The organism is Cyanobacterium sp. (assembly GCF_054166785.1).
Genome location: NZ_JBSZCP010000025.1, coordinates 1 through 23,489, shown reverse-complemented (window position 1 = coordinate 23,489; position 23,489 = coordinate 1). Strand labels below are relative to the sequence as shown.

The 23,489-nt window shown below is 39.1% G+C and carries 22 protein-coding genes; 7 read left to right on the top strand and 15 right to left on the bottom strand.

Annotation, left to right across the window (positions count from 1 at the left end; all coding sequences use genetic code 11):
- Positions 1-99 precede the first annotated feature (99 nt).
- Positions 100-789: a hypothetical protein gene (locus tag ACXITR_RS04435; protein ID WP_457996022.1), complete on the top strand. Its 690-nt coding sequence runs from the start codon at positions 100-102 to the stop codon at positions 787-789.
- Between the two features lie 38 nt (positions 790-827).
- Here ACXITR_RS04435 and ACXITR_RS04430 read toward each other — a convergent pair whose 3' ends face one another.
- The 4 genes from ACXITR_RS04430 to sufR form a co-directional block, all read right to left on the bottom strand.
- Entirely contained in the window at positions 828-2,783 is a 1,956-nt protein-coding gene (locus ACXITR_RS04430) for a hypothetical protein (RefSeq protein ID WP_457996021.1), read from the bottom strand.
- Between the two features lie 56 nt (positions 2,784-2,839).
- On the bottom strand, positions 2,840-4,204 hold the full coding sequence (locus ACXITR_RS04425) for an NAD-dependent succinate-semialdehyde dehydrogenase (RefSeq protein WP_457996020.1): 1,365 nt from the start codon (positions 4,202-4,204) through the stop codon (positions 2,840-2,842).
- A gap of 69 nt (positions 4,205-4,273) precedes the next feature.
- A complete protein-coding gene (locus ACXITR_RS04420) occupies positions 4,274-4,522 on the bottom strand; it encodes a hypothetical protein (RefSeq protein ID WP_457996019.1) in 249 nt (82 codons plus the stop codon).
- 57 nt (positions 4,523-4,579) lie between these two features.
- Positions 4,580-5,221 (bottom strand): iron-sulfur cluster biosynthesis transcriptional regulator SufR, encoded by a 642-nt coding sequence (gene sufR / locus ACXITR_RS04415; RefSeq protein WP_457996018.1) that lies wholly within the window; start codon positions 5,219-5,221, stop codon positions 4,580-4,582.
- Between the two features lie 173 nt (positions 5,222-5,394).
- On the opposite strand from sufR, the gene ACXITR_RS04410 reads away from it, so the two are divergent.
- Both ACXITR_RS04410 and ACXITR_RS04405 read left to right on the top strand, forming a co-directional pair.
- On the top strand, positions 5,395-6,300 hold the full coding sequence (locus ACXITR_RS04410; RefSeq protein WP_457996056.1) for a glycosyltransferase family 2 protein: 906 nt from the start codon (positions 5,395-5,397) through the stop codon (positions 6,298-6,300).
- Positions 6,301-6,436: 136 nt separating this feature from the next.
- Positions 6,437-7,888, top strand: coding sequence for a hypothetical protein (locus ACXITR_RS04405; protein WP_457996017.1), 1,452 nt, complete (start codon positions 6,437-6,439; stop codon positions 7,886-7,888).
- On the opposite strand, the gene ACXITR_RS04400 is transcribed toward ACXITR_RS04405, so the two are convergent.
- The 9 genes from ACXITR_RS04400 to ACXITR_RS04360 all read right to left on the bottom strand — a co-directional run bounded on the left by ACXITR_RS04400 (position 7,885) and on the right by ACXITR_RS04360 (position 17,361).
- Positions 7,885-8,232, bottom strand: coding sequence for a DUF1622 domain-containing protein (locus tag ACXITR_RS04400; RefSeq protein WP_457996016.1), 348 nt, complete (start codon positions 8,230-8,232; stop codon positions 7,885-7,887). The two genes, ACXITR_RS04405 and ACXITR_RS04400, sit on opposite strands and share 4 nt — an antisense overlap.
- Positions 8,220-8,843: a dTMP kinase gene (gene tmk, locus ACXITR_RS04395; RefSeq protein ID WP_457996015.1), complete on the bottom strand. Its 624-nt coding sequence runs from the start codon at positions 8,841-8,843 to the stop codon at positions 8,220-8,222. Before tmk ends, ACXITR_RS04400 begins: the two co-directional genes overlap by 13 nt.
- 127 nt (positions 8,844-8,970) lie before the next feature.
- Positions 8,971-10,692, bottom strand: a complete 1,722-nt coding sequence (gene recJ, locus ACXITR_RS04390; protein ID WP_457996014.1) for a single-stranded-DNA-specific exonuclease RecJ — start codon at positions 10,690-10,692, stop codon at positions 8,971-8,973.
- Positions 10,692-11,228 (bottom strand): bifunctional pyr operon transcriptional regulator/uracil phosphoribosyltransferase PyrR, encoded by a 537-nt coding sequence (pyrR, locus tag ACXITR_RS04385; RefSeq protein ID WP_457996013.1) that lies wholly within the window; start codon positions 11,226-11,228, stop codon positions 10,692-10,694. Before pyrR ends, recJ begins: the two co-directional genes overlap by 1 nt.
- Before the next feature lie 81 nt (positions 11,229-11,309).
- Positions 11,310-12,116 (bottom strand): PP2C family protein-serine/threonine phosphatase, encoded by an 807-nt coding sequence (locus tag ACXITR_RS04380; protein ID WP_457996012.1) that lies wholly within the window; start codon positions 12,114-12,116, stop codon positions 11,310-11,312.
- Between the two features lie 175 nt (positions 12,117-12,291).
- Complete coding sequence (locus tag ACXITR_RS04375; RefSeq protein WP_457996055.1) at positions 12,292-13,998, bottom strand: ABC1 kinase family protein; 1,707 nt, start codon at positions 13,996-13,998, stop codon at positions 12,292-12,294.
- 129 nt (positions 13,999-14,127) lie between these two features.
- The gene (locus ACXITR_RS04370) at positions 14,128-14,448 is read right to left on the bottom strand and encodes a DUF6825 family protein (RefSeq protein WP_457996011.1); all 321 of its coding nucleotides are present in this window, start codon (positions 14,446-14,448) and stop codon (positions 14,128-14,130) included.
- Between the two features lie 356 nt (positions 14,449-14,804).
- The gene (gene arsJ / locus ACXITR_RS04365; protein WP_457996010.1) at positions 14,805-16,037 is read right to left on the bottom strand and encodes an organoarsenical effux MFS transporter ArsJ; all 1,233 of its coding nucleotides are present in this window, start codon (positions 16,035-16,037) and stop codon (positions 14,805-14,807) included.
- A gap of 310 nt (positions 16,038-16,347) precedes the next feature.
- Positions 16,348-17,361, bottom strand: a complete 1,014-nt coding sequence (locus ACXITR_RS04360) for an ArsJ-associated glyceraldehyde-3-phosphate dehydrogenase (RefSeq protein ID WP_457996009.1) — start codon at positions 17,359-17,361, stop codon at positions 16,348-16,350.
- Between the two features lie 411 nt (positions 17,362-17,772).
- On the opposite strand from ACXITR_RS04360, the gene ACXITR_RS04355 reads away from it, so the two are divergent.
- Complete coding sequence (locus ACXITR_RS04355) at positions 17,773-18,810, top strand: permease (protein ID WP_457996008.1); 1,038 nt, start codon at positions 17,773-17,775, stop codon at positions 18,808-18,810.
- A gap of 32 nt (positions 18,811-18,842) precedes the next feature.
- Positions 18,843-19,643 carry a TIGR03943 family putative permease subunit gene (locus ACXITR_RS04350; protein WP_457996007.1) on the top strand — a complete coding sequence of 267 codons (801 nt, stop codon included), beginning with the start codon at positions 18,843-18,845 and terminating at the stop codon, positions 19,641-19,643.
- 153 nt (positions 19,644-19,796) lie between these two features.
- Here ACXITR_RS04350 and ACXITR_RS04345 read toward each other — a convergent pair whose 3' ends face one another.
- Positions 19,797-20,201: an NIL domain-containing protein gene (locus tag ACXITR_RS04345; RefSeq protein ID WP_457996006.1), complete on the bottom strand. Its 405-nt coding sequence runs from the start codon at positions 20,199-20,201 to the stop codon at positions 19,797-19,799.
- Positions 20,202-20,258: 57 nt separating this feature from the next.
- Here ACXITR_RS04345 and ACXITR_RS04340 point away from each other — a divergent pair, with 57 nt between their 5' ends.
- Together ACXITR_RS04340 and ACXITR_RS04335 are read left to right on the top strand one after the other, a co-directional pair.
- A complete protein-coding gene (locus ACXITR_RS04340) occupies positions 20,259-20,816 on the top strand; it encodes a thioredoxin family protein (protein WP_457996005.1) in 558 nt (185 codons plus the stop codon).
- Positions 20,817-21,039: 223 nt separating this feature from the next.
- Positions 21,040-23,154: a glycosyltransferase 61 family protein gene (locus tag ACXITR_RS04335; protein ID WP_457996004.1), complete on the top strand. Its 2,115-nt coding sequence runs from the start codon at positions 21,040-21,042 to the stop codon at positions 23,152-23,154.
- Positions 23,155-23,249: 95 nt separating this feature from the next.
- Here ACXITR_RS04335 and ACXITR_RS04330 read toward each other — a convergent pair.
- Positions 23,250-23,489 (bottom strand): hypothetical protein (locus ACXITR_RS04330; protein WP_457996003.1); only part of this gene is annotated, 240 nt, incomplete at its 5' end.

The following is a 23,489-nucleotide window of genomic DNA, read 5'->3' as shown; positions in this document are numbered from 1 at the left end:
CTATTTTTCTAGAAAACCCTGCGATGGTTTCTACTCAAAGGGTTAAAATAGTATTAACTTTTATGAAGTTTATTAATAAAACTGCTTATTTTTTCGGTGATGCCTTTTTTTAAACCCAAACAACCTATTCTGCAAAGAAAGCCCACATCTAGGGAGGATGATTATTTTAATGGGATGCGTCCTTGGCGTTTCGAGCCTTATCCTTGGCTTCCCTTATGTGGTGTCTATACTTGCATTGATCAGAGTATGGTGCTGTGGGGGGTAATTTCTGGGTTTATTTTTTTGGTGGCTCAGTTTTGCCCTTTTAGCTGGGTTGATCAGGCGATCGCATGGTCAATTTTAACCATCATGGGTACTGGAATTATGATAGCTCTAACCTATGGTTGGACGGTAGTTGAGCGATTATCATGGCTGTTATATACCTGGGTGGGACTAATGGTTTTTGGTATGGTCATGACGGACTGTGCGATCGCCCTTGGGTGGGGATGGTTACTAGCTCACTTATGCAGTTTTTGGTTATTAATAAGTGCCATGGGCTATCTAATAACAGGGTTTGCCATGCGTTCACGGGCTTTTTTCTTAGCTACCGTAATTCACGGGGGGGCAGTATTTCTCTTACCCCATGTTGTAATGTGGCAATTCCTTTTTACAGGATTGGTGATGATGAGTAACTTATTAATTTTTGCGGAAGGTCACTGGGATATGATCTTACCCAATGAAAGATTTACTTTACTTAGAAAAAAGAATAAAAATCTTAAAATTAATTCTAAGTTAATCCTAGATAACTAAATATAGTTAAATGAATTTTCCTAGTTCAAACAAAAAAACTAACGACCACCGAAAAACAAAAGATTAACTCCTACGCTAACGCCACTATCCGATTGAGTTAACAAAGTAGTAATACCATGACTACCAATGGCATTAGTTCCATAAACTCCCAAACCCCAGTTATTTTGAGGTGCCATATAGCGAGCACCAACAGCCCAAACCAGTGGATTTGAAGTAATCATGGGGGTAATCTCACCAATGAATTGTAACCCCGATATTGGTTGATAATTAACTCCTAAGCCAACACCAACAACGTCGTTACCCGCAAAAAAACCCGCCTTAGGACTAAAGATAAAAGCTAACTCCTCATTAGTCTGATAGTTCAAAAGAGCTTGAATGTTAGACGTACCTACTCCAGCACCAGAGTTTGTAAGGTCAGTCCCCTCCAGTTCACCCCTGAGGCTTAAAGAAAAAGGAGCCCCCTGAGCTTGATTTAAAATTCTAATTTTAGTGGCAACACCAAATTTAATGGTAGAACTTCCTCTTGTCACTGCTAAATTTTCATCATTACGACCAATATCAAATCCAAGGATTTCCAGTTGTACATCATCACTCAACCCATAGCCCAACTGAAAAGCAAAATCTCCACCAACTACCCCTTTTGCTAAAAAGTTTCCTTTGCGCAAAGTTTCCGCACTATTAAGGGTAAAACCATCAAATAATAATTGTTTATCCCTAGGGGTTAAAGCAGGAAGAGGTTCATTAGCAAAACTACTTCTGTAGCTATTTTGAACAAAAAAGTCTGGAGTCCAGCGCACATTTAACCCCACAGCAACTTGATTAGGATCAGGAATAAAAGTTAATAGCTTAGTGGCGGGGGTCACTCCTAGGGCATTAGTTAAATATAAATCAAGAGCCACTGCTGGACTATAAAGATAATTAACCGAAGCACTCCAAACAAGACTTTTATTTATGTTTCCCTGATTATCAACACTATTCCCTTTACCAATTAAAGGATAATTAAAATCAGCAGATACTCCGAAACGCTCACCTAGTTTGGCACTCACTCCAGCACCCCCATGGAAAAATGTGCCGTAAAAATCTCCACCATCGTTGATAGTATCAGCGAAAATAGCTAATCCACCCAAAAGATGGAATTTAACATTTTCGTTGTAATTAAATGTCACAGGTACTTGAAGAGTACCCCCAAAAGTTCTGGTACTTTGAAGTTCTTGATCAGGGGTAAATAAGCGGTTTTCTCCTGCAACTCTTAAAAGTTCTGCTGAACCTGCCACTGCTAGGGTATAGGAAGGTTTATTTATGAGTTGATATTTGAAACTTGGAGCGAATGATTTAAAGTCTAGAAACGTTAGCTCGTTATTAATTCTTTCTCCTAAAATATCATCAAAGTCACTATAGGCTATGCCTATTTGCAGTCTATCGCTGATGCTATATTCTAGGGATGCTCCATACACTTGTAGTCCTGAGCCTAAACCGACTGATCCTGTGGAGAAATTATGTAAGCCATAGGTAAAAGTCATTGTTCCCTTTGGCATGGTTTCGGCGGTGGGAATATTTATGGGTTTGGGCAAAAATATCTCTAAGGGAGAAAGGGTATATCTTAAGTTTTGATCTCCATTTCCTTCTTGAGCAAAGATTTCCCAAGTCGCTTTATTTTGATCAGCTAATAAGGTTGTTATGTTATCTTCTTCTAAGGGTTGGATCTTTAGTTGTTGTCTATGAAAAGAGTTTTTCTTTAATAATTCTTGACTATTTTTTTGTTGAAACTCAGTGAAGACTTCCCCCGAAGGGGATTGATTATCCGCTAATAAAATTTCTGGCTTAATTATTGATAAAAATTCATCTTTTTTGATGGTGGTTTCAGAATTTAAATCTTGACTATTTGTGCTTGATAGTTTGTTTTGAAAGTTGCTCTCGCTGGCTATGGCTTTAAAGCTAATACTAGAAGTAATGATGAGAGAGTTAATAATAATAACAGATAATTTCAAGGACATTTATTATGGTCTTATGATTTAATTTTTTCCATATTCTATCGGATCTATTACCATTGTCAAACTTTTTGCCAAACGGTTTTGATGTTGACAAATTCTCGGATGCCTTCAATGCTCAATTCTCGTCCATAGCCTGAGCGCTTGATGCCCCCGAAGGGTAAACGAACATCGGATTTTACTAAGCCGTTTATAAACACCGCCCCTGCTTCGATGTCTTGGATGCAACGTTCTATATTTTTCTCGTTTTTTGTCCAAACACAAGCCCCTAAACCCAAGGATGTACCATTGGCAAGGGCGATCGCACTTTGCACATCTTTTACGGTAAAAAGTAAAGCCACCGGTCCAAAAAATTCTTCGCTCATGGCGGGGGAGTTTTCGGGAATATTGGTCAAAATGGTGGGGGGATAAAAATGGCCTTTGCCTTGTAAGGGTTTACCACCGATCAAAACTTTTGCCCCCATGGAGACGGTTTTTTGTACTTGCCCATGGATTTCTTCTAAAATTGAGGAGGTAGCAAGGGGTCCAATGTCGGTATCTTCGGCCATGGGATCTCCTATTTTTAAGGCTTGGAACTTCTCCAATAATAGTTGTTCAAATTTAGGGGCGATCGCCTCTACCAGAATAAATCGTTTACTAGCAATGCAAGATTGACCGTTATTTCGTACCCTAGCTTCCACTGCCACTGTCGCTGCTTCCTCTAAATCTGCATCTTCAAGGACGATAAAAGGATCACTGCCCCCCAACTCCAACACCGATTTTTTCAACTCTTCCCCCGCTACCGATGCCACCTTTTGCCCTGCCAACTCACTGCCTGTGAGGGTTACAGCCTTTACCCTCGGATCTCTGATTACCTGTTCTACTTGCCCCGATTCGATTAATAAAGATTGAAATACCCCCTTAGCAAATCCAGCCCCTTTAAAGATAGTGGCGATCGCCAAAGAACACTGAGGCACATTGGAAGCGTGTTTTAACAGGGCTACATTCCCCGCCATGAGGGTAGGAGCGGCGAACCGAAAAACTTGCCAAAAAGGAAAATTCCACGGCATTACCGCCAAGATAGCCCCCAATGGTTGATAAGTTACATAGCTATGGGAAGCATCCGTTTCCACTATTCTATTTTGTAAAAAATCCGCCCCATGCTCTGCATAATATCGACAGACAAGCGCCGACTTGTGTACCTCTGCGATCGCACTTTGAAAAGGTTTTCCCATCTCCAAAGTCATCAACTTCGCCCACTCTGGGGCATCATCCTCCAAAATCGTTGCCACCTTCAACAATTTATCAGCCCTCGACTCAAAAGAACTTTTGCGGTAGTTTTGAAAAGTAGAATCCGCTAACTGTAACTTAGTCTCAATTTCTGTGGTAGTCAGGGGAGTAAAGGTTTGGATGGTTTCTCCCGTAGCAGGGTTAATGGTGGAGATCATGGTACTATACAATCCTCAGAACTTATTTTTGCGATCCGACATATCTGAATCTTAGCAAGAAAGCCCCATTTATTCCCATTTTAACGTCGCTTTCTCTAATCCTTCCTCCCTTCTAACTTGACTATCATTTTCCATCCAACTAATAATCTGTTGTGGAGTCAAATCATTTACTTCTATTTGTAAATCATCCGCCATTACCTTCAATAACCGTAAAGAAGAAATCGTTAAACGGGTTAAAAACTTTTCCTGAGAAGTTAACAAAGCCATCTCCACCGCCATGGATTCCTCTTGGCTTAAATATTGTTGATTATCAATCATTAAAATGCCTCGGTATCAAGTTTACTGTTATGTGTTTAGATTAATTTTACTTCAACCTTAACCATTAGAAATTAAATAACCACAACGATGCTCCCCATCATAAATCCAGTTCGTCCTTTCTACCTTACAATCAGGAAAAAGAGAGGCGAACATCTCTAACTCATGACCACAAACTTGAGGATAAGATTGAGCTACATCAGAAATGGCGCAGTTATGTTCACTTAAAAAAAACTTCTCACAATCAGCTTCACTCACCGCATACAACTCCGCCATATATCCTTCTTGACGGCGAATTTCCGCTAACTTTTTAACCCTCTGCTCAAGATTTTTCCCCTTCATATACTGACGATACATGGAGGCTTTTTTTTGCCACTGTTTAGCTAAAATTTCTGTAACCTTTTTTTCTCCCACTGTTTCCGCCATGGTATCTAAAAAAGAAACAGCAAAATCACCGTAGTTTTGAGGAAAAAAATCCCGCCCTTGGGGGCTAAGATAGTATAAATGTTGGGGGCGCCCTGATTTTAGGGGCATTATTTCATAGTCAATTAAATTCTGATTTTCCAAGTCCTTGAGATGTCGCCTAATGGCTTGAGGACTAATATCTAGGGCTTTGGCTATTTCCTGAGCCGTGGCTTTATTATTTTTTAGTAAATATTGTAAAATACTTTCTTTACTGGATTGATGCAGGGAAATGTTCATGGTCTCCCTCTATGTTAATCAATAATTTTTGTCATCTTAACCTTGGTTGGTTATGGGTAAAACAACACGGAAGTTGTTTAAATCTTAGTTTAGCAGATATTTCCCTTTACCGTGAATATAAATTGAGAAAGATTGCTAGAATAAACGGGTTCTTAATCATTTTTACTTGGTGTATGTATTCTATTACTGCTATTATTTGCACCCACAATCGAGGAGATTATTTAAAGTCTGCTATTGATAGCTTATTGAGCCAAGATATAGAAGATTATGGGGTAATGGTGGTGGATAATGGCTCTACGGATGATACTGCCCAGATTGTCAAAAAGCGCTTGAATAATCCCAGGCTGAAATATGTTTATGAACCAAAATTAGGTTTATCGGTTGCGAGAAATACGGGGGCGTTGAATACTGATGCTGATATTATCGCTTATTTGGATGATGATGCGGAGGCTTCTGTTTCTTGGTTGGGTAATTTGAGGGAAATTTATGAAAATGATAGTCAAGTGGCGATCGCAGGGGGGGCAGTAAATTTAATTTTACCCAAGGGCTATGAAGATTTACCAGAATGGATTTCTGAGGATTTAGCAGGGGCTTTAGGACTTTATAATTTGGGAGATGAAGTTAAATATATTACTGAACCAAGATTAACTCCTCGAGGGTTAAATTATTCTATCCGTCGTGATTTTTTGATGGAGATTGGGGGTTTTGATACCAGTTTGGGTAGAGTAGGAAAAAAACTTTTGTCCAATGAAGAGCTTTATATGACAGAATTAGCTCTAAAAAAAGGTTACAAGGTGGCTTATATTCCCACGGCGAAGGTAGGGCATAATGTGCAACCCGAAAGATTGAAAAAAGATTGGTTTTTCCGTCGTAGTTGGTGGCAGGGGGTAAGTGAGTATTATCGAGCGCAAGGGAAAAGTATCAAAAAATCAAAACAGTTTCTCAACACTTCCGAAAGAATTTTAAGGGGGGTTTATAAGAGTATTAAATATTATCAAAATCCTGCCATGCGTTTTGAAAATATGCTCTATGCCTATGGGCAGTTTGGATATTTAAGACATTTACTGATGAAGGATTAGGGATTGGAAGCTAGGGGATATGATGATAGGTTATAAGTTTTTAATTGTCCATTTGCCTTTACTTTACCTACTTTTTTATTTTCAATTGCTATGATGGTGAGAGTTTTTATTTCTCGAGTGTCATGACTTTTCAAATATGAAGAAGTACCGTTGGTTAATTGTTGCTGTTGCTTTAATTTCGATTTTTTGTCAAATGATTTTTTCTACCCCTGCCATGGGGGCGAATGATGCCTATTGTAGATTTAATCAAAATGAGGTTAATCTCAAGACTGAATTGAGAAATCAAACTTTTGCTAGTAACAATAGTCAGGCAGGAAGGGAATATCAACAGGTTGTGCAAAAACACGCTCAAATGTTACGGGACTGTCGCAACAAAAACTGGCTCAAGGAACAGGCGATTTGGTTAAGGATTTACCCCTGTGATGTGCTGGATGGCTCGGTGGAGAGAGTTTTGGATCAAATTGTCAATTTGGGCTATAACACGGTTTATTTAGAAGTATTTTTTGATGGTCGGGTATTGTTGCCCAAAAATGGTAATAATACGGTGTGGAGAAGTGTGGTGGAGCAACCGGGGTACGAAAATAGGGATTTGTATGCGGAAGCTCTGCAAAAGGGGCGATCGCGCGGTTTGAAGATGTATGCTTGGTTATTTTCCCTCAATTATGGTTATTCTTATAGTGTTAGGGGCGATCGCACTGGGGTTTTAGCATTAAATGGTAAAGGGGAGAATAGTATCGGCTATGTGGATGATGGCTCTCAAACCTTTGTAGATCCCTATAATTCCGTTGCTAGACAAGATTATCAACGTTTACTTCAGGCCGTATTACAACGGCGCCCCGATGGAGTTTTATTTGACTATATTCGCTACCCGAGGGGGGCAGGTAATTACTCTGTGGCTTCCAAGGTAAAGGATTTATGGATATATGGTAGTGCTTCCCGTCAAGCCCTCTTGGCAAGGGCGGTAAACAGCCAGGGTAGGTGGATTTTACAACGGTACATTGACCAAGGATTTATTAACGCCAACGACTTACAGCAAATGCGAGAGCTTTTCCCCAATGAAACTATGCCCCTATGGCAAGGGAGAAGCTCCAATGCTGCTAACCATTTATCTGCCCTACAGCTAGATTTATGGTACTTTACCGTTGCCCACGCAGCCCAAGGAGTGATTGATTTTCTTAATTTTGCAGTGAATCAGGTACAACAAATGGGTATTCCTTCGGGGGCGGTATTTTTCCCAGAAGGTAATCAACCCGTAGGGGAAATCGGTTTTGATTCTAGGGTACAACCTTGGGATAATTTTCCCCATACCCTTCCTGAGTTTCATCCTATGTCCTATGCCCTTTGTGGTAATGCTAGTTGTATTACTCAACAGATACAGAGGGTAATAGACGAGATTCCTAATGTTAATAATGTCAAGCCTGTATTGGCGGGTTTTTGGGGTAGAAGTGAGGGGCAACGTCCTTCCCTTGAAATACAGATGGAGGGCATTAGGCAGGCAAATAGGGGTATTACTTCTATTAGTCATTTTGCTTACTCTTGGCTTGAACCTGAACATACTAGGGAGCGCCGCCGTAGTTGTGGTTTTTAATCGTGCAATTTTCCTTCTAATTCTTTGGTGAGAAAATAGTTTAAGACAGTACGGACGATGGCAATTATCACCAGTTTACCAAGGGAGGTAAAATCGGAGCTTAGGGTGGTGGCTACTATGTCCGCCCCTAACTGAAATTCGAGGGCAAGGACGAGCCACATTCCAAATTCTAGTCTAACTTTTGTGAATCGGTGGCGACGGTGGTGGAATGGATAGTTAATGGATAGTTGTAGGGTTTTTATTAACCCCCATAGTATGCACAAAAGGGCGATCGCCTCTAGTACCAATTTAAAAAAATTAGCAAAGATATATAATCCTGCCTCAATCAGTTCTATAAGTCCCATTTTTCTAGGTAATTAGTGATGGTTTGATGAATACTTTCTTGATTTTCCCTAGCATCTACTTTTAATATTTTATGGGGATAATGCTCAAATATTTCGGTAAATCTTTCTCTTACTTTAGTTAATTTTGCTTCGGTTTCATAGATTTCTTTATAAGGGCGATCGCCCATTCTTTCTAAAGCTAATTCCACAGGAAGATCAAGATAAATCACCACATCAGGAGGGGGAAATTTTTGATTTAAAATACTTACAAAATCATAATCTTTTTGGGTTTTGCCATTATAAGCAAGGGATGAAAAATAGTATCTGGTACTAATTACATGGACATTCTGAGATGTTAGACTATAAACCCCATCTAAATTATTATATAAGTGATAATGGCGATCGGCTGCAAATAAATAAGCCATTTGTTGATCATACAAATCTTGATCATTAAAATCATTTTTACCAGCCAAAAAAGTTCTTAATAATTGACCGATAGGACCTCCTGAAGGTTCAGGACTAACCACTGATTTTTGATTTATTTTAGTAAAATAATCCTGTAAAAGTTGAGCTTGAGTTGAACTCCCTGCACCATCAACCCCTTCAAACACAAGAAATAATCCCTTGGACATTTTTATAATAATAATTATTTTTTTATAACATTCACAAAGGATATAATACTAAATCTTGGTGGAATAATATACTAATCAGGGCGGGCAATAGGCAATGGGGATTAAGGAAGTAAAAATAATTATTCCATTATCTAAAGCCCTTAACATCTAGTTGTACAGTCCTTTTTCCGTTCCATTCATTGATCGACAACTCATAAGCAATATCAATATTAGCAGGGAGGGGATAACAATAACCTTTATTCCAAACGATACATTTTAGCTTTTCTCCCGATTCATCTTGTAACGTTAATTGTAAATGTTCCCCCGTTTTAGTTAATCTTTGTTCAATTACCGTCACATCAGGAGTCCAAAAAATAGGGGCATCATTTTCTATACCCCAAGGATAAAGACTTTCTATTTCTTTTATTAAGTCAAAATCAGCATCATAAAAACTAATCTGACCATCAATTTTTAACAAAGGAGTGAGATGTTCAGGGGATAACATTTGATGGCTAAATTTTCTTAATTTATCTTTGATTAAGTCAAGATTTTTTGTCTCAAAACTAAAACCTCCTGCGGCTTTATGCCCTCCATATTTTAATAGTAAATCATCGCAATATTGTAAGGCTTCAAAGATATTATATTCCTCTGTACCCCTTGCTGAACCCCGAATATGTTTTTTTTCCTCGTCTTCATAGGTGGCAATAAATACAGGTACTCCATAACGATCCACTAGGCGGGAAGCTACAATGCCTATTACTCCATGGTGCCAGTCTTCCCCTAATAATAGTAAGAAGCGATCGCCCATTAAGTCAATTTTTTGCTCTTCAATGAAGGTAATGGCATCTTTTTCTACATTTTTACATAGGTCCTGCCTTTTTTGATTTGCCCTGTGGCACTCTCCTGCCCTCTCCGTGGCGATGGACTGATCTTCGGTAGTCAGTAACTCGATCACAATTTGAGGGTCACTAATACGCCCGATAGCGTTGATTCTAGGACCTAATTTAAAACCAATATCCTCAGAATTGAGAGTTTTTTTCTTTTTATCCACTCCCCCTACTTTGATGAGGGCTTGAAGTCCCAAAATTTGAGGATCTGCTAATCGTTTCAAACCTCTTTTTAGCCAACGGCGGTTAACCCCCGTCAGGGGAGCCATATCGGCAATGGTACCGAGGGTGTAGAGTTCGAGCAATTGCCTTGTTAAGCCTTCTAATTTCCCTAGTTTTTGAGCAAGGGTGACTCCCAACACATAGGCAACCCCTACCCCTGCTAAACCTCTGTAGGGGGAATCTAGGGGTAATAATTTGGGGTTCAGGATACCATCGGCGGGGGGTAAGTTGGGGGGTAAATCATGGTGATCGGTTATGATTACATTCAATCCCAATTCTTTGGCTAGGGCGATGGGTTCGTAGGCTGAAATACCGTTATCCACGGTCAGAATTAAACTTACTCCCTCTTCTTTAAATTCCTTGACAATGCGTTTATTAATGCCGTAACCATCTTGCATTCTACTAGGAATAGCGTAATCAACCTTTGCCCCAAGGGGTCTTAAAGCTCGAATTAATAGGGCTGTGCTGGTCATACCATCGGCATCATAATCTCCGCAAATAGCTATTTTAGAGCCAAGGGCGATCGCCTCTGTCAACAGATCAAGACATTTAGGTAAATCAACAAATTCAGTGAGGGGAGAGGGTAAAGTTTCTGTTTCAGGATCAATATAAACCCGTGCATCATCCATGGATTCTAAGCCACGGTTAACCACCACCTCCGCCATGATGGGGGATAAACCCAAAGACTGGGAAAATAATTCCACCAACTGGGGGTTAGGTTGACCAAATTGCCATCGTTGTTTTGGTAAACTATCAATCATCAAAATTTCCTTAACTCTACAGCATTTTTCCCGTCCACGGACTCTAAATAAACCTTAACTTTTTCGTCTTTGGCTGTGGGTAACACTTTTCCTACAAAATCGGGATGAATGGGCAATTGACGATGTCCCCTATCCACCAGTGCCAAAAGTTTAACAATTTCTGGTCTGCCATATTCTGCCACGGCATTAAGGGCAGCACGGATGGTGCGTCCACTATAAATCACATCATCGACTAAAATAACGGTTTTACCTGTTAAATCTACGGGAATTTCGGTTCTTTCGGGGGTTCTCATTTGGATTTTGTCTAAATCATCCCGATAAAAGGTAATATCGATGGCTCCCACGGTAACTTCCTGTTGTTCGATGTGCTTAATCTGATCCGCCAGTTGTTGGGCCAGGGGTACTCCCCTTGTATAGATACCCAACAAAACCACCGTAGATAAATCTGGGGCTTCTTCTACTACTTGGGAAGCTAAACGATTTAGGGTACGGCGTATTTCATCGGCGGAAAGGATTTCGACAATTTGATTAATCATAGAATAATTAGTTGATAATGGATAATTAACTTTCTGGGAAATTTAGACTATGGGGGTTAATTAACACTGGCTACCAATTACCTATTCTTCGTCATCTTTGTTTTCTGAAACCTCTATGACACTGTTATCATCTTTTACTTCGGTGGCAACGTCTTCTAAATCGTCAATTTTGACCAAAACCACGGTAACGTTATCGGAACCACCATTGTTTTTTGCTTCGGTAACAAGGCTATCGGCAACTTTATCTAAATCATCTCCATCTCCCAATAGTTTGTAAATAATGGGATCGGTTACTTCTTCGGTTAAGCCATCACTACAGAGCAAAAAGCGATCGCCCTTATCGGTGGTATCAATTCTGTGAATGTCAATGCCTTCATACAAATCCCTTCTACCCAAACATTGGGATAGTACATGGCGCCAAGGATGATGTTTCGCATCTTCGAGGGTAATTTCCCCCGCCCTAATGGCCTGACCAATCCAAGTATGATCGGAGGTGACTTGAATTAACATCTCATCTTGAAGCTGATAAAGACGGGAGTCCCCAATGTGCGCTCGCCAAGTTTCCCCACCACGGAAAATTAAAACCACTACGGTAGTACCCATATCTCCCCGCTCTGGGTGATTATCTTGATCTTCAAGGATGCCTTCATTGGCTTGTAATACGGCTTTTTCGAGAAGATCATAGGAATCGATGGGAGCTTCCCAGTTTTCTTCTAAATATTCTTTGATAACATCCACAGCGATTTTACTGGCCTGTTCTCCACCAGCATGACCACCCATGCCATCGGCGAGGATAAAAAATCGTCCCGAAGTATCAGTATAAAAATTATCTTGATTATACGACCTTACCAGTCCGGGGTCACTCAAGCCAGCGAATGCACATTTCATATGACTAATTTACCTTGATTGCGATTAAACATTGATTGCCTTTACAAATTTAGAGGACGGATACCCCCCCGTCCCATGATCTCTTAATTTATCAGATTATTTCGAGCAAACTTATTTATCTTAAGTATATTTAATTTTACCATAACCTGATCAGTTATTTAAACAGTATTTCGCCTTAGAATTTGCGGTCTAACTTCTTAATTTGTTTTAATAATTTCAACAGTGCAACGGTGGGTAAAATGCCCACTACCCCAAGGGCGATCGCCACTTGCCACAAACTATTAACGACTAAAATAGTAGCGGACAAAACCAAGGTACTAATAATCAAAGTGTAATTGGTAGCCATCTGGGTACTACTGATACGGCGTAATAGGCGCTCCGACTCTAAAGAACGAACCCTTAAGCGAATATCCCCCCGATCTAACTTATCGATGGTATCGTCTAAACGGGCAGGTAAACCAAAGGCTGTACTACCGACCTGCATTGCCTGACGGCTAAACTCATCAATAATTGATTTACCATTTTCGGCATTAAATTCACTCATAACATTTAGGGCAAAAGGTTGTGCAACTTCCATAAAATTAAAATCTGGATCTAAACCCTTCCCAACCCCTTCTAGGGTAGAAAAAGCCCTCATCACAAAGGTAAAGGTAGCAGGAAAGCGAAAAGGTTGATCGTAGGCAATTTCATAAAGATCCTCACTAATCTGCCCAATGGACTGTTCCTCAAAAGGTTTGTCCATAAAATTATCGAGCAAAAATTGCACCGAACGCCTGATAGGGCCTGGATCATCCATGGGTGCTAAAGCTCCTAAATCCACTAAAGAATCCACCACTCGCTCCGCATTTTTTTCCGTAACACCAAAAAGCATTTCCAACAGTTTCTCTTTGATGTTCGGCTGTAGTTGTCCCATCATGCCAAAATCATAAAAGATTAAAGAACCGTCAGGATCTACCGCCAAGTTACCCGGATGGGGATCGGCGTGGAAAAAACCATCATTTAAAAGTTGAATTAAATAGGCCCTTGCTCCTAGTTTTGCTAACTCCTTACGGTCTAGCCCTGCGGCCTCTAGGGCATCGTAATGGCTAATCTTGATCCCCGGCATATATTCGAGGGTAAGCACCCTTGGGGAGCTATAGCGCCAGAATACTCGAGGTACTTTTACCCAGCTTTCATCACGGAAGTTTCGGCGAAAAGTGTCAGCGCTGGTGCCTTCCAATAGATAATCGGTTTCTTGCCATAGAATACGACAACATTCTTCATAAATCCCCATCCAGTCACGATTTTTTCCCCAACGGGGATGATTTTGGAAGTAACGGGCAATTTGCTTGAGAATACCTAAATCAATGTCGAATAGTTTTGGTAATCCGGGGCGCTGAATTTTTACGACTACTTCTTCCCCTGTGATTAGTTGAGCTTTATGGACTTGCCCCAAACTTGCTGCGGCTAGGGGGGTAGGGTCAAAGTTAGCGAATAATTGGTTTAGGGGTTTGTTAAAATCTTTTTGAATAATGGCGCATACCTGCTCATAGCTAAAGGCTGGTACCCTATCTTGTAGTTTGGATAATTCGGTAACGTATTCTTCGGGAAATAAATCGGCTCGGGTAGAAAATAGTTGTCCTACTTTTATGAAAGTGGGCCCTAATTCAAGGAGATTTTCCCTAATCCATCCCGCCTGAATACGACGACGAGCGACTAATTTTTCTTCGCTGAAGCCATCGGGATAACTCCACTTTTTGCCATTACGCCATAGTTTGAAAAGTAGTAAAAGAACGAATGTCCAAATATCTATACGACGACGGAGGGGGGAATAATTTTCGCTATTCCAACGATAGACTTTTTTCCCGGGTTCTGGTTTACGGGCGGGGATTATTTTAGGAATCTCGGAAGATGACTCTAAATATTTACTGGTGTTGGGATAGGCTGATGACACTTTTATTTTATGATGATAAATTGGTCTGATGATTTGGGTTGTTAAGCAATTTTGATCTTTAAAAAGTTTTCAATGTGCTTATTGTTGACGATACTTATTTAGTTCCGCTTTTAATCTAGCAATTTCTGCCCTTAGTTCGTCTAAAAGTTCTTGTAAATCCACACTGGTATCCACTTCTATGGTTATGGTGGTGTTGGTGCGATCGTGGTCGGATTGTTGTTTAGCAATTTCGGCCCTTAGTCTTACTTCTTCGGCAAATTGTCTTAGTCTTTCTCTGGTTTCTGCGTCAAATTTACCAACTTCACTGAGGGTGTTGGTGAGGGTGTCTTCTACTTTTTCTGTCAAGACTTCCGCTAGGGCTTTACCAAAGAAGAATGCTTCTGTTACTGGATTACTCATTTGCAATATTTCTTAACGCTTTTGTTACAAATTATATCTTTATTTCTCAGAATCTGGATCGGTTTGTGGGGTAATTGATAATTGAGAGTGGAGAATGGATAATTGATAATAAATGTTTTGGGGTTGCTGATTTTAGATATGATTTATCATTTAGGCAGGGAATAGGGAACGGGGAATAGGCAATAGTAATAGTATTTTGATGTCTTAGTTTTTAGCATCATTACAATTATATTTCATACCATGATTAAGCAATGCCAATGTTTTTATTGTGGGGGATAGTTTTTTATAAAAAAACTCCCTTGCCCCAAGGGAGTTAAAAAATATCTGGTATGGGGTGGATATATAAAGATTGGGTATTATTGATTTTCCGAGGCAGGTTCTAGTTTTTGAGGGGATGGCAGTTTAAAAGATACGAGGGAAGCAATTAAAACAAAAAAGCTGGAAATCCATAAACAACCAACAATGCCAAAGAGTTGGTAACAGATACCTGATGTAATGGTGCCTAGCAGTCTTCCTCCTGAGTTTGCCATGTAATAGAATCCCACGTTTAGTGCTACGTCGTTATCTTCGGTGTAGGCTAAAACCAAGTAGGAGTGGACGGCGGAGTTGAAAGCGAAAACAATACCAAAAATAATTAAACCCCCTGTGATTACCCATTGGGGATCTAATCCTGCCATGAAAGCAAGGGCGATCGCCACTGGAATAATGGTTAAAATAGAAGTCCAAATCTGGATAGTTTTGGCTTGGGGTGCGGTGCTTTTTTTATTTTGCCCGAGGATGGCGGGGGAAAAAGACTGAATAAAACCATAACCAATTACCCAACATGCCATATAAGTACCCACTTGAATAAAAGTCCATTCCAATTCAGTTTGGAAAAATACGGGTAATGCCACCACAAACCAAATATCCCTAGCCCCAAAGAGGAAGAATCTGGCAAGGGATAAAATGTTAATGGCTTTACTTTTGGAAAATAGCTGTTTAAATTTAACTTTGGCTTTGATTTTACCCATATTTCTGGGCAACAATCGACCCGTTAAAAAGATAACAAATAATACCCCCGCCTGAATAAATAAAGCGTTGGTAAATCCTGTTAATTCTAATAGGGCAGCGCCAACGAAAAACCCTAAACCTTTGAGGGCATTTTTAGAACCTGTGAGGATAGCAACCCATTTAAATAACTTCGATTCCGCTTCCTTGGGTACTACTAAACGCACGGCACTTTTGGAACTCATTTTGGTTAAATCCTTGGCAACTCCTGAGAAGGCTTGGGATGTCATTACGTATAACACCTGAAACCATACCGCCCATTCTGGGTTGAGAAAACCTAACATGACAAGGGCGAAAATTTGCAGTCCGATTCCACCATAAAGGGTTAACCGTAAGCCAAATTGTGATCCAATCCAACCTCCCAAAAAGTTGGTTATTACGCCAAAAATTTCGTAAAAGAGGAATAAAAAGGCGATTTCGATGGGGGTATAGCCGAGTTGATTAAAGTGTAATAATACGAGCATTCTCAATGCCCCGTCGGTGATGGTATAACCCCAATAGGCGGCGGTGACAAGGCAATAATTTCTTAAGTTTTTGTCCATTTTTTTATTGATGTAGTGATTTTTGATCCCCCCTAGCTCCCTTAATTAGGGCAGGTAAAGGGGAACGGGGAATAGGGAACAGTTTTCGATGGTTTATGGCTGTAAATTGATAATATAAACATTTTTAACTACTCCTTAATTCTGAAATTACCAAAATGCTGTATTCCTTTGTTGGGTAAGGTTTAAGGGTCTTTGTATTCCTACTTTGAATCACCCCTGCCGCCAATTTGGGGCGAAATATAATTATTTTTTGGTAATAGTTGGAGAATCATGGATGAAAACCATTCCCCGTTGCCTATTCCCCATTCCCTCAATTAATTGACTGAGCGATTTTGGCGACTAACTCTGCCATGCGGTTGGAGTAGCCCCATTCGTTGTCGTACCAAGCGAGGATTTTTACTTGGGTTTCGTCAATTACCATGGTGGAGGGAGCATCCACGATGGATGAGCGGGGATCATCTTTGTAGTCGATGGATACGAGGGGGCGTTCTTCGTAACCTAAGATACCTTTGAGGGGGGCTGTGTTTGCTGCCTCTTTGAGCAGTTGATTGACTTCTTCTATGGTGGTTTTACGATTTACCTCAAAAACGCAGTCGGTGAGGGAGGCGTTGAGCATGGGGACTCTGACGGCCACTCCGTTAAGTTTTCCTTTTAGTTCTGGGTAAATAAGGGCGATCGCACTGGCAGATCCTGTGGTGGTAGGTACAAGGGATTGTAGGCAAGATCTAGCTCTCCTCAAGTCTTTGTGGGGGGCATCTACTACAATCTGAGTATTGGTAACATCATGGATGGTGGTAATAACTCCATGTTTAATGCCCAATCCTTCTTGAATTACTTTGACCACAGGGGCTAAACAATTGGTGGTACAGGAGGCAGCGGTTAAGATATGGTGTTTTTCAGGGTCATATAAATGATCATTTACTCCTACCACTACATTTAAAGCCTCTTCTTTTACGGGGGCAGCCACCACCACTTTTTTTACTCCGCAATGAAAGTAAGGGTTTAAGGTTTCAGGGGTGCGAAATTTACCAGAACTTTCAATAACAATATCCACTCCATAATCTGACCATGGCACTTGCTCAGGGGTTGAAAATTCAGAAAAACTGATCTCTTTTCCTTCAATTACCAAATTATTTTCTTTAACTTGAATATTTTTGTCCCATTTTCCATGGACGGAATCAAACTCAAGCAGATGGGCGGCACACTCTACCCCTCCTTTTATTTCGTTGATATGGACAAATTCCATGGCTGGATTATTCCACCCTGCACGGAGAGAAAGTCTGCCAATCCTACCAAAACCATTAATTCCTACTCTTATAGTCATATTTCTCTATATACTAAAAAATATTGGTGTATTTATCAAAATTGAATATAGCATCAAAAAAACTTAGCAACTGCTTTGCTTCTTTCCCTAGCTGATTTTCTAAAGTTTGAAGTAAAAGTAAAGACTATTAATCTTCTACTGTCTAGGGTTAAACTGGCTTTTAAATACCTTTACCCATAAAAACAATATAAGGGAAGTACATTAAGAAACGATTAAGGGACGGAAAGAATACTAATCAATTTTTATTGTTTTACTTTTTTTCGTTTTTCCGATGTGTGTTTTCGGGGCAGAGGGAAAAAAAGATTAGATTTTCTTTTATGGGGTAAGATTAAGACTGAAAAAATACCATTCAGTGAACTTTTTAGTCTGTTTGAGGGTCAAAAAACCAATGGACAGGATAAAATAAACCCCATGGATCATCAGATATATAGTGCTTTAACCTTATTTATAAGTCTGTTAGTGGAGGCCATGCCCTTTTTGTTGTTTGGGGTGCTTCTTTCTAGTAGTCTAATCGTTTTTCTCGATGAGGGTAAGTTAATCGAGTTATTGCCATCAAATCCTATTTTAGGAGCGTTTATTGGCAGTTTTTTTGGCTTTTGTTTTCCTGTGTGCGAATGTGGTAATGTGCCTGTGGCTCGACGTTTCCTTTTGCAAGGTTTACCTACTTCTGTGGCCATTTCTTTTTTGTTAGCCGCCCCTACCATTAATCCTGTGGTTTTGTGGTCAACCTATGTGGCTTTTAGGGGGCAACCAGAGGTTTTTTGGTTAAGGATTATTTTTTCTTTGACCATAGCCATTACGTTGGGCTGTTTATTTAGTTTACAAAAAGATTGTCGTCCTTTGCTCAAGCCCTCTTTGGCGAAACGTTTGACGGTGTTGTTAGAGGCTAAGGCTAAAGCGAAGCTGAAACCTATTAATAATGTTTCTAATAATTATAGTTTGTTACAATCGGGGAGTTTTATTTTAGGTCAGCCCGGCCAGGTAATCAAGATGGATGATGCTCTTTTGAAGGCGGAGGAAGAAAAACAAAAAAAGGAGGTTTGGGGGCGTAAGTTTAATCTTTTTATTGAAAATGTTACCCAAGAGTTACGGGATTTGGGGGGTGTATTGATTTTGGGCAGTGCGATCGCCTCTACGATCCAAGTATTTATACCTAGGGAGATTATTTTAAACATTGGACAAGATACTATTACATCAATTATTGCCATGATGGTATTGGCTTCGGTAGTGTCTATTTGTTCTACGGTGGATTCATTTTTTGTACTGTCCTTTTCTTCCACTTTTACCACCGCTTCCTTAGTAGCATTTTTAGTCTTTGGTCCCATGATTGATATTAAAGCCATGGGTTTGATGTTATCTATTTTTAAACCTCGGATGATTTTTTATTTAATGGTGATTATTGCCCAGTTTACTTTTATTTTTACCCTTTCCTACAGTTATTTTTTCTAGTGAAATAATTAGTTATATATTGAAACTCCATAATGAAGACTATTAAGAAAAACCTGTTATTTTTTCCATTATTAGACTTTTCTGCCTTCTTCTTTTGGGGGTTCTTACTCTTTAAATATTGGGCTACGGGAGAACTAAATTTATTGATACACCCTAACTATTTTCTTTTAGTTTTCATTGCCAGTATTGTATTGTTCATAATTTCTGCCCTCAAATTGCTACATATATATTTGAAATACTATCGCAGAAAAAACTATTTAAGAGAAAGTGATAACTCAATTTTATTATTACCCAAAGGTTTCGGAAGTTCTTTACTGATTGTTGTGGCGGTATATGGTTTGGTTACTCAACCAATGATTTTAAATAGTCAAAGTGCTATCCAAAGAGGTTTAGTAGATTCTTTACCCCCAGTCACGTTACAACCAGAAGCCTTTGGGGCTGGTACGAAACCAGAGGAGCGTACTTTAATTCAGTGGGTGCGTACTTTACACGTATATCCTGAACCTGATACTTATAAGGGGCAAAAGGCAAATATTACGGGGTTTGTGGTACATTTGGATTCTTTGCCTGATGATTATGTTTATCTTTCCCGTTTTATCATTACCTGTTGTGCGGTGGATGCTTATCCTGTGGGTATTCCTGTTAAATTACCTGAATCGAGAGAAAATTATCCCCCCGATACTTGGTTAACAGTGCAGGGGCAAATGATGACTCAGACTTTACCGCCGTTAGATGCGACTAATACCAATTCTACTAGGGAGGTAAGACATTTGGTTTTGGATGCCTCAGAGGTGGAGGTAATTCCTACTCCTGCTGATCCTTATGGGTATTAATATTATAGGGGTTGCTGATTAGATATAATTTATCATTTAGGCAGGGAACAGGGAATAGTGATAATATTTTGATGTCTTAGTTTTTAGCATCATTCAATTATATTTCATCCCATGATTAAGCAATGCCATATTATTACTACCATTGCCCATTGTTTACAAATTGGTGGTGATGGCTTGGACGGGGCAGGTGGGAATACATTGCTCGCAAACGATGCAGGTTTGTTGGCGAAATTGTAGCTTATAGCTACTGGGGTTGAGGGTGAGGGATTCGGTGGGGCATACCCCTGTACATAACCCACAATGGACGCAGGTTTCTTCGTCGATGACGATTTCTCCTGTGGCGGATGAAACTTTGATTTCTTGGGATTTCATCCAATCGATGGCGATTTCTAGTTGATCAATATCCCCTAGTAATTCTACTACTAATTTTCCCACTTGATTGGGGGCTACTTGGGCGCGGATGATATTGGCGGCGATGTTAAATTCTTTGGCTAGGCGATAGGTGACGGGAATTTGCACCATGGTGCGAGGAAAGGTGAGGGTTACTCGTTTTTTCATAGGTTTAAGGGATAATAGGTTTAGAAACAACTATTTATAGTTTAGGGAATTATATTTATGTCTGAAAATACTTCTTCTAGTTTTGGGGTTAATCGACTTAGAAATTTTGTGATTGCTCTGGTGGCGATCGCCCTTAGTCTTACTTTGGTGTTAGGATTACAAACAAGTGTTAATTCGGAGTCTTTGGAAGCCCAAGCTCAGGATGCGACTCCTTTGGAGGTGGCTTTGAATAATGGTAAGCCTACGTTGATGGAATTTTATGCGAATTGGTGTACTAGCTGTCAGGCGATGGCTGGGGATATGGCAACCTTGAAACAAGAGTATGGTAGTAATGTTAATTTTGTGATGCTTAATGTGGATAATACTAAGTGGCTTCCTGAGGTTTTAAATTATCAGGTGGATGGCATTCCCCATTTTGTTTTTCTTGATGAGGGAGGAAGTGCGATCGCATCTACCATTGGGGAGCAACCTTTATCAATTTTTGAAAAAAATTTAACGGCTTTAATTAATAATAATACCCTACCCTATGCCAATGCTCAGGGCATAACTTCTCAAATTCAAAGCTCTAATCCTGTGATGAATGGTAATCAGGATAATCCCCGTGATCATGGGTAATTAATTAATCTTTTTTTATATTCCTTCTCTTTTATTTAAAGATTCTTAACTTAGGTAAAATGTCTATATTTTTATTCTAAAATTTTAAAAAAATTGGGCAAAAACCTTGTCATTTAATTTTGGCTATGTTATAATAAAGGTACATCAAAACAGCCACCTTTTCTTGACCCGTTGCGGTCGGGGAGTGGTGGCTTGTGCCTTTTTTTGACGATAGTGTAAAAGTATGGATAGTTGGTTAGAAATCAAGTCGCAAATAGAGGCTTTTTGTCGTCAAAATGATCATGGACGATTAAAGGTATATTTAGAGTCTTTGTTGGCGGTGGATGATTCTAATCCTTTACTTTTGGCCTATGGTGGAGTTTGCTATATGTTAGCGGATGAGGAGGAAAGGGCGATCGCCCTTTGGTTAGATTGTTTTCTTTTGGCACAGGAGAAACAGTTAGAAATTATTGCAGAAAATTTGGCTCAATTAGCTAATTTATATTTTGAAAATCATCAGTTTTATGAAGCCTCCCTTATTTATCAACAGGTATTAGAATTTAACCCCAGTCATTTTCAAAGTTATCTTAATGGGGGTTATAGTTTGCTATGTTCTGGTAATTTTGATCAAGGTATTGACATCTGGAAAAATGGTTTAAGTATTAATAATCAATCGGGAGAGTTATATCTTAATATTGCACGGGAGTATCAATATATTAAAGAATATTCTCAAGGTATTAGTTATTATTTAAAGGCTCTTAATTTTTACCCCAATGATGACTATATTTTTTATAATTTAGGATTATGTTATGGGGCAATAAATGAACTTGATACGGCTATTGGTTATCATCAAAACTGTTTAGAAATTAATCCTAATTTTGCCCCTGTTTATGGGGAGTTAGGTTATCTTTATTTACTGAAGGGTGACATTGCCCTCGTCAAAGAAAATTGGCAAAGGTTACTAAGGTTTAATTCTCATATATTTACCAGTTATCTGGGGTGGAGTGATGGTAATAAGGATAAACTTATTTCCCTTAATAGACAGTTGATTGCTAATTTATTATCTGATGATAGCTTACTACAATTAGGGGCGATCGCCTCCAACATATTTTTTGAACGAAAACAATATAATCTTGCTTCTAAATACTATCAATTATCTCATCTTGAGGAAAAAATACTAACAGAAGAAATAAAAACTATTGATGGTATAAATAAACTTGACTTTCAAGGGAATAATGTACAAAATTACTACGAAACTAGCCAAGATTGGGCATCAAAAATAAATCTGAAGGAAAACTACCAATTAATTTACCAAGATAATAAATTAAAACTAACTCCCCCCCAAAATCTTGATAATACTATCCATCCTAGCTTCTATTTTCCCCCAAATTTCCCCCTGCCCCCTAGCTTTGTTATCACAGTCAAAAAAGGTAGATTTTGGCTACGGAAAGACGAGAGTAGTAGTGCCATAATTACGAAGGATAATCATTTACTGGGGGATATTTCTCCCGAATCCCCAGCCCTTAGCCCTAATCATCCTGATAAACACCCCTCTTATCATTCTTTGTTAAAAACTTCCCATCTTCCTCATATTACCAGCATCACGGGTACAGTGGTTGTTTTAGGTGGTTTATTAAATAACATTTATTTCCATTGGTTGTTTGATATTCTTCCCCGTATTCATCTTTTGGAAAAAATATCTATTAATTGGGATGATGTTGATTATGTGGTGGTGGATAATCGTTGTCAATTTCAGCAAGAAACTTTAGAAATTTTCGGTATTCCGACTTCTAAAATACTTCCTCTTTCTTTTCCCACTCACATTGAAGCGGATAAGTTAATTGTACCTTCTTTCCCCAGTGCGATCGCCTGGATGCCCCCTTGGAGTTGTGAGTATTTACGGACAAAAATATTAGGAGACGATGTAGATAAAAAAACTCCCCATAAAAGAATTTATATTAGTCGAGAAAAATCTAGTAATAGAAGACTAATTAATGAACTAGAAATAGTTGCCATATTACAACAATATAACTTTGACATAGTCAATTTAGAATTACTTTCCGTCAGACAACAAGCCGAGTTACTCAACCAAGCAGAAATAGTCATTTCTCCCCATGGTAGCGGCTTAAGTAACCTTGTTTTTTGTCAACCCAAGACTAAAATAATTGAACTTTTTTCTCCTCATTATGTCTATCCTTGTTATTGGTTAGTTAGCAATATCCTTCAATTGGAATACCAATATATTTTAGGGGAAGTTTTTGGTAGTAAAAGTTTTGATAATTTCCTTTATCCTGATAGTCGTTTTGAAGATATTTATCTCAATCCCACTAACTTGAAAGAAGTTTTAAAGGACTTGTAATAAGTATAAAAAATGTTCTACAGAAAAATTAGCGTTGCTCCATAGTGATACAAGGGTCATTCAATCAATTAAACTGAAATAATATCGAATTTATCTTAAATGTGAGAGCAAGACTCCCGTTTAATTTCTCCCGAAAAAAATACCCACAGAAATAGACGGGAGATGTAAGCGAACCAATAAATAAATCGAGGGACAGCGAGTCCTTGACTTTTCCAATAACTTAACACAAACAATATGTTTTGTGCTATGCTTAATAGCATAAGAAATTCTCTAAAGCAAAATGATAATTCTGGAGTATAAACTAAAAGGCAACCAATACCAATATCAAGCCATTG

Bases quoted from the DNA above. Each gene is read 5' to 3' on its own strand.
- ACXITR_RS04435 (WP_457996022.1), top strand. From the start codon at position 100: ATGCCTTTTTTTAAACCCAAACAACCTATTCTGCAAAGAAAGCCCACA.
- ACXITR_RS04430 (WP_457996021.1), bottom strand. From the start codon at position 2,783: ATGTCCTTGAAATTATCTGTTATTATTATTAACTCTCTCATCATTACT.
- ACXITR_RS04425 (WP_457996020.1), bottom strand. From the start codon at position 4,204: ATGATCTCCACCATTAACCCTGCTACGGGAGAAACCATCCAAACCTTT.
- ACXITR_RS04420 (WP_457996019.1), bottom strand. From the start codon at position 4,522: ATGATTGATAATCAACAATATTTAAGCCAAGAGGAATCCATGGCGGTG.
- sufR (WP_457996018.1), bottom strand. From the start codon at position 5,221: ATGAACATTTCCCTGCATCAATCCAGTAAAGAAAGTATTTTACAATAT.
- ACXITR_RS04410 (WP_457996056.1), top strand. From the start codon at position 5,395: ATGTATTCTATTACTGCTATTATTTGCACCCACAATCGAGGAGATTAT.
- ACXITR_RS04405 (WP_457996017.1), top strand. From the start codon at position 6,437: ATGAAGAAGTACCGTTGGTTAATTGTTGCTGTTGCTTTAATTTCGATT.
- ACXITR_RS04400 (WP_457996016.1), bottom strand. From the start codon at position 8,232: ATGGGACTTATAGAACTGATTGAGGCAGGATTATATATCTTTGCTAAT.
- tmk (WP_457996015.1), bottom strand. From the start codon at position 8,843: ATGTCCAAGGGATTATTTCTTGTGTTTGAAGGGGTTGATGGTGCAGGG.
- recJ (WP_457996014.1), bottom strand. From the start codon at position 10,692: ATGATTGATAGTTTACCAAAACAACGATGGCAATTTGGTCAACCTAAC.
- pyrR (WP_457996013.1), bottom strand. From the start codon at position 11,228: ATGATTAATCAAATTGTCGAAATCCTTTCCGCCGATGAAATACGCCGT.
- ACXITR_RS04380 (WP_457996012.1), bottom strand. From the start codon at position 12,116: ATGAAATGTGCATTCGCTGGCTTGAGTGACCCCGGACTGGTAAGGTCG.
- ACXITR_RS04370 (WP_457996011.1), bottom strand. From the start codon at position 14,448: ATGAGTAATCCAGTAACAGAAGCATTCTTCTTTGGTAAAGCCCTAGCG.
- arsJ (WP_457996010.1), bottom strand. From the start codon at position 16,037: ATGGACAAAAACTTAAGAAATTATTGCCTTGTCACCGCCGCCTATTGG.
- ACXITR_RS04360 (WP_457996009.1), bottom strand. From the start codon at position 17,361: ATGACTATAAGAGTAGGAATTAATGGTTTTGGTAGGATTGGCAGACTT.
- ACXITR_RS04355 (WP_457996008.1), top strand. From the start codon at position 17,773: ATGGATCATCAGATATATAGTGCTTTAACCTTATTTATAAGTCTGTTA.
- ACXITR_RS04350 (WP_457996007.1), top strand. From the start codon at position 18,843: ATGAAGACTATTAAGAAAAACCTGTTATTTTTTCCATTATTAGACTTT.
- ACXITR_RS04345 (WP_457996006.1), bottom strand. From the start codon at position 20,201: ATGAAAAAACGAGTAACCCTCACCTTTCCTCGCACCATGGTGCAAATT.
- ACXITR_RS04340 (WP_457996005.1), top strand. From the start codon at position 20,259: ATGTCTGAAAATACTTCTTCTAGTTTTGGGGTTAATCGACTTAGAAAT.
- ACXITR_RS04335 (WP_457996004.1), top strand. From the start codon at position 21,040: ATGGATAGTTGGTTAGAAATCAAGTCGCAAATAGAGGCTTTTTGTCGT.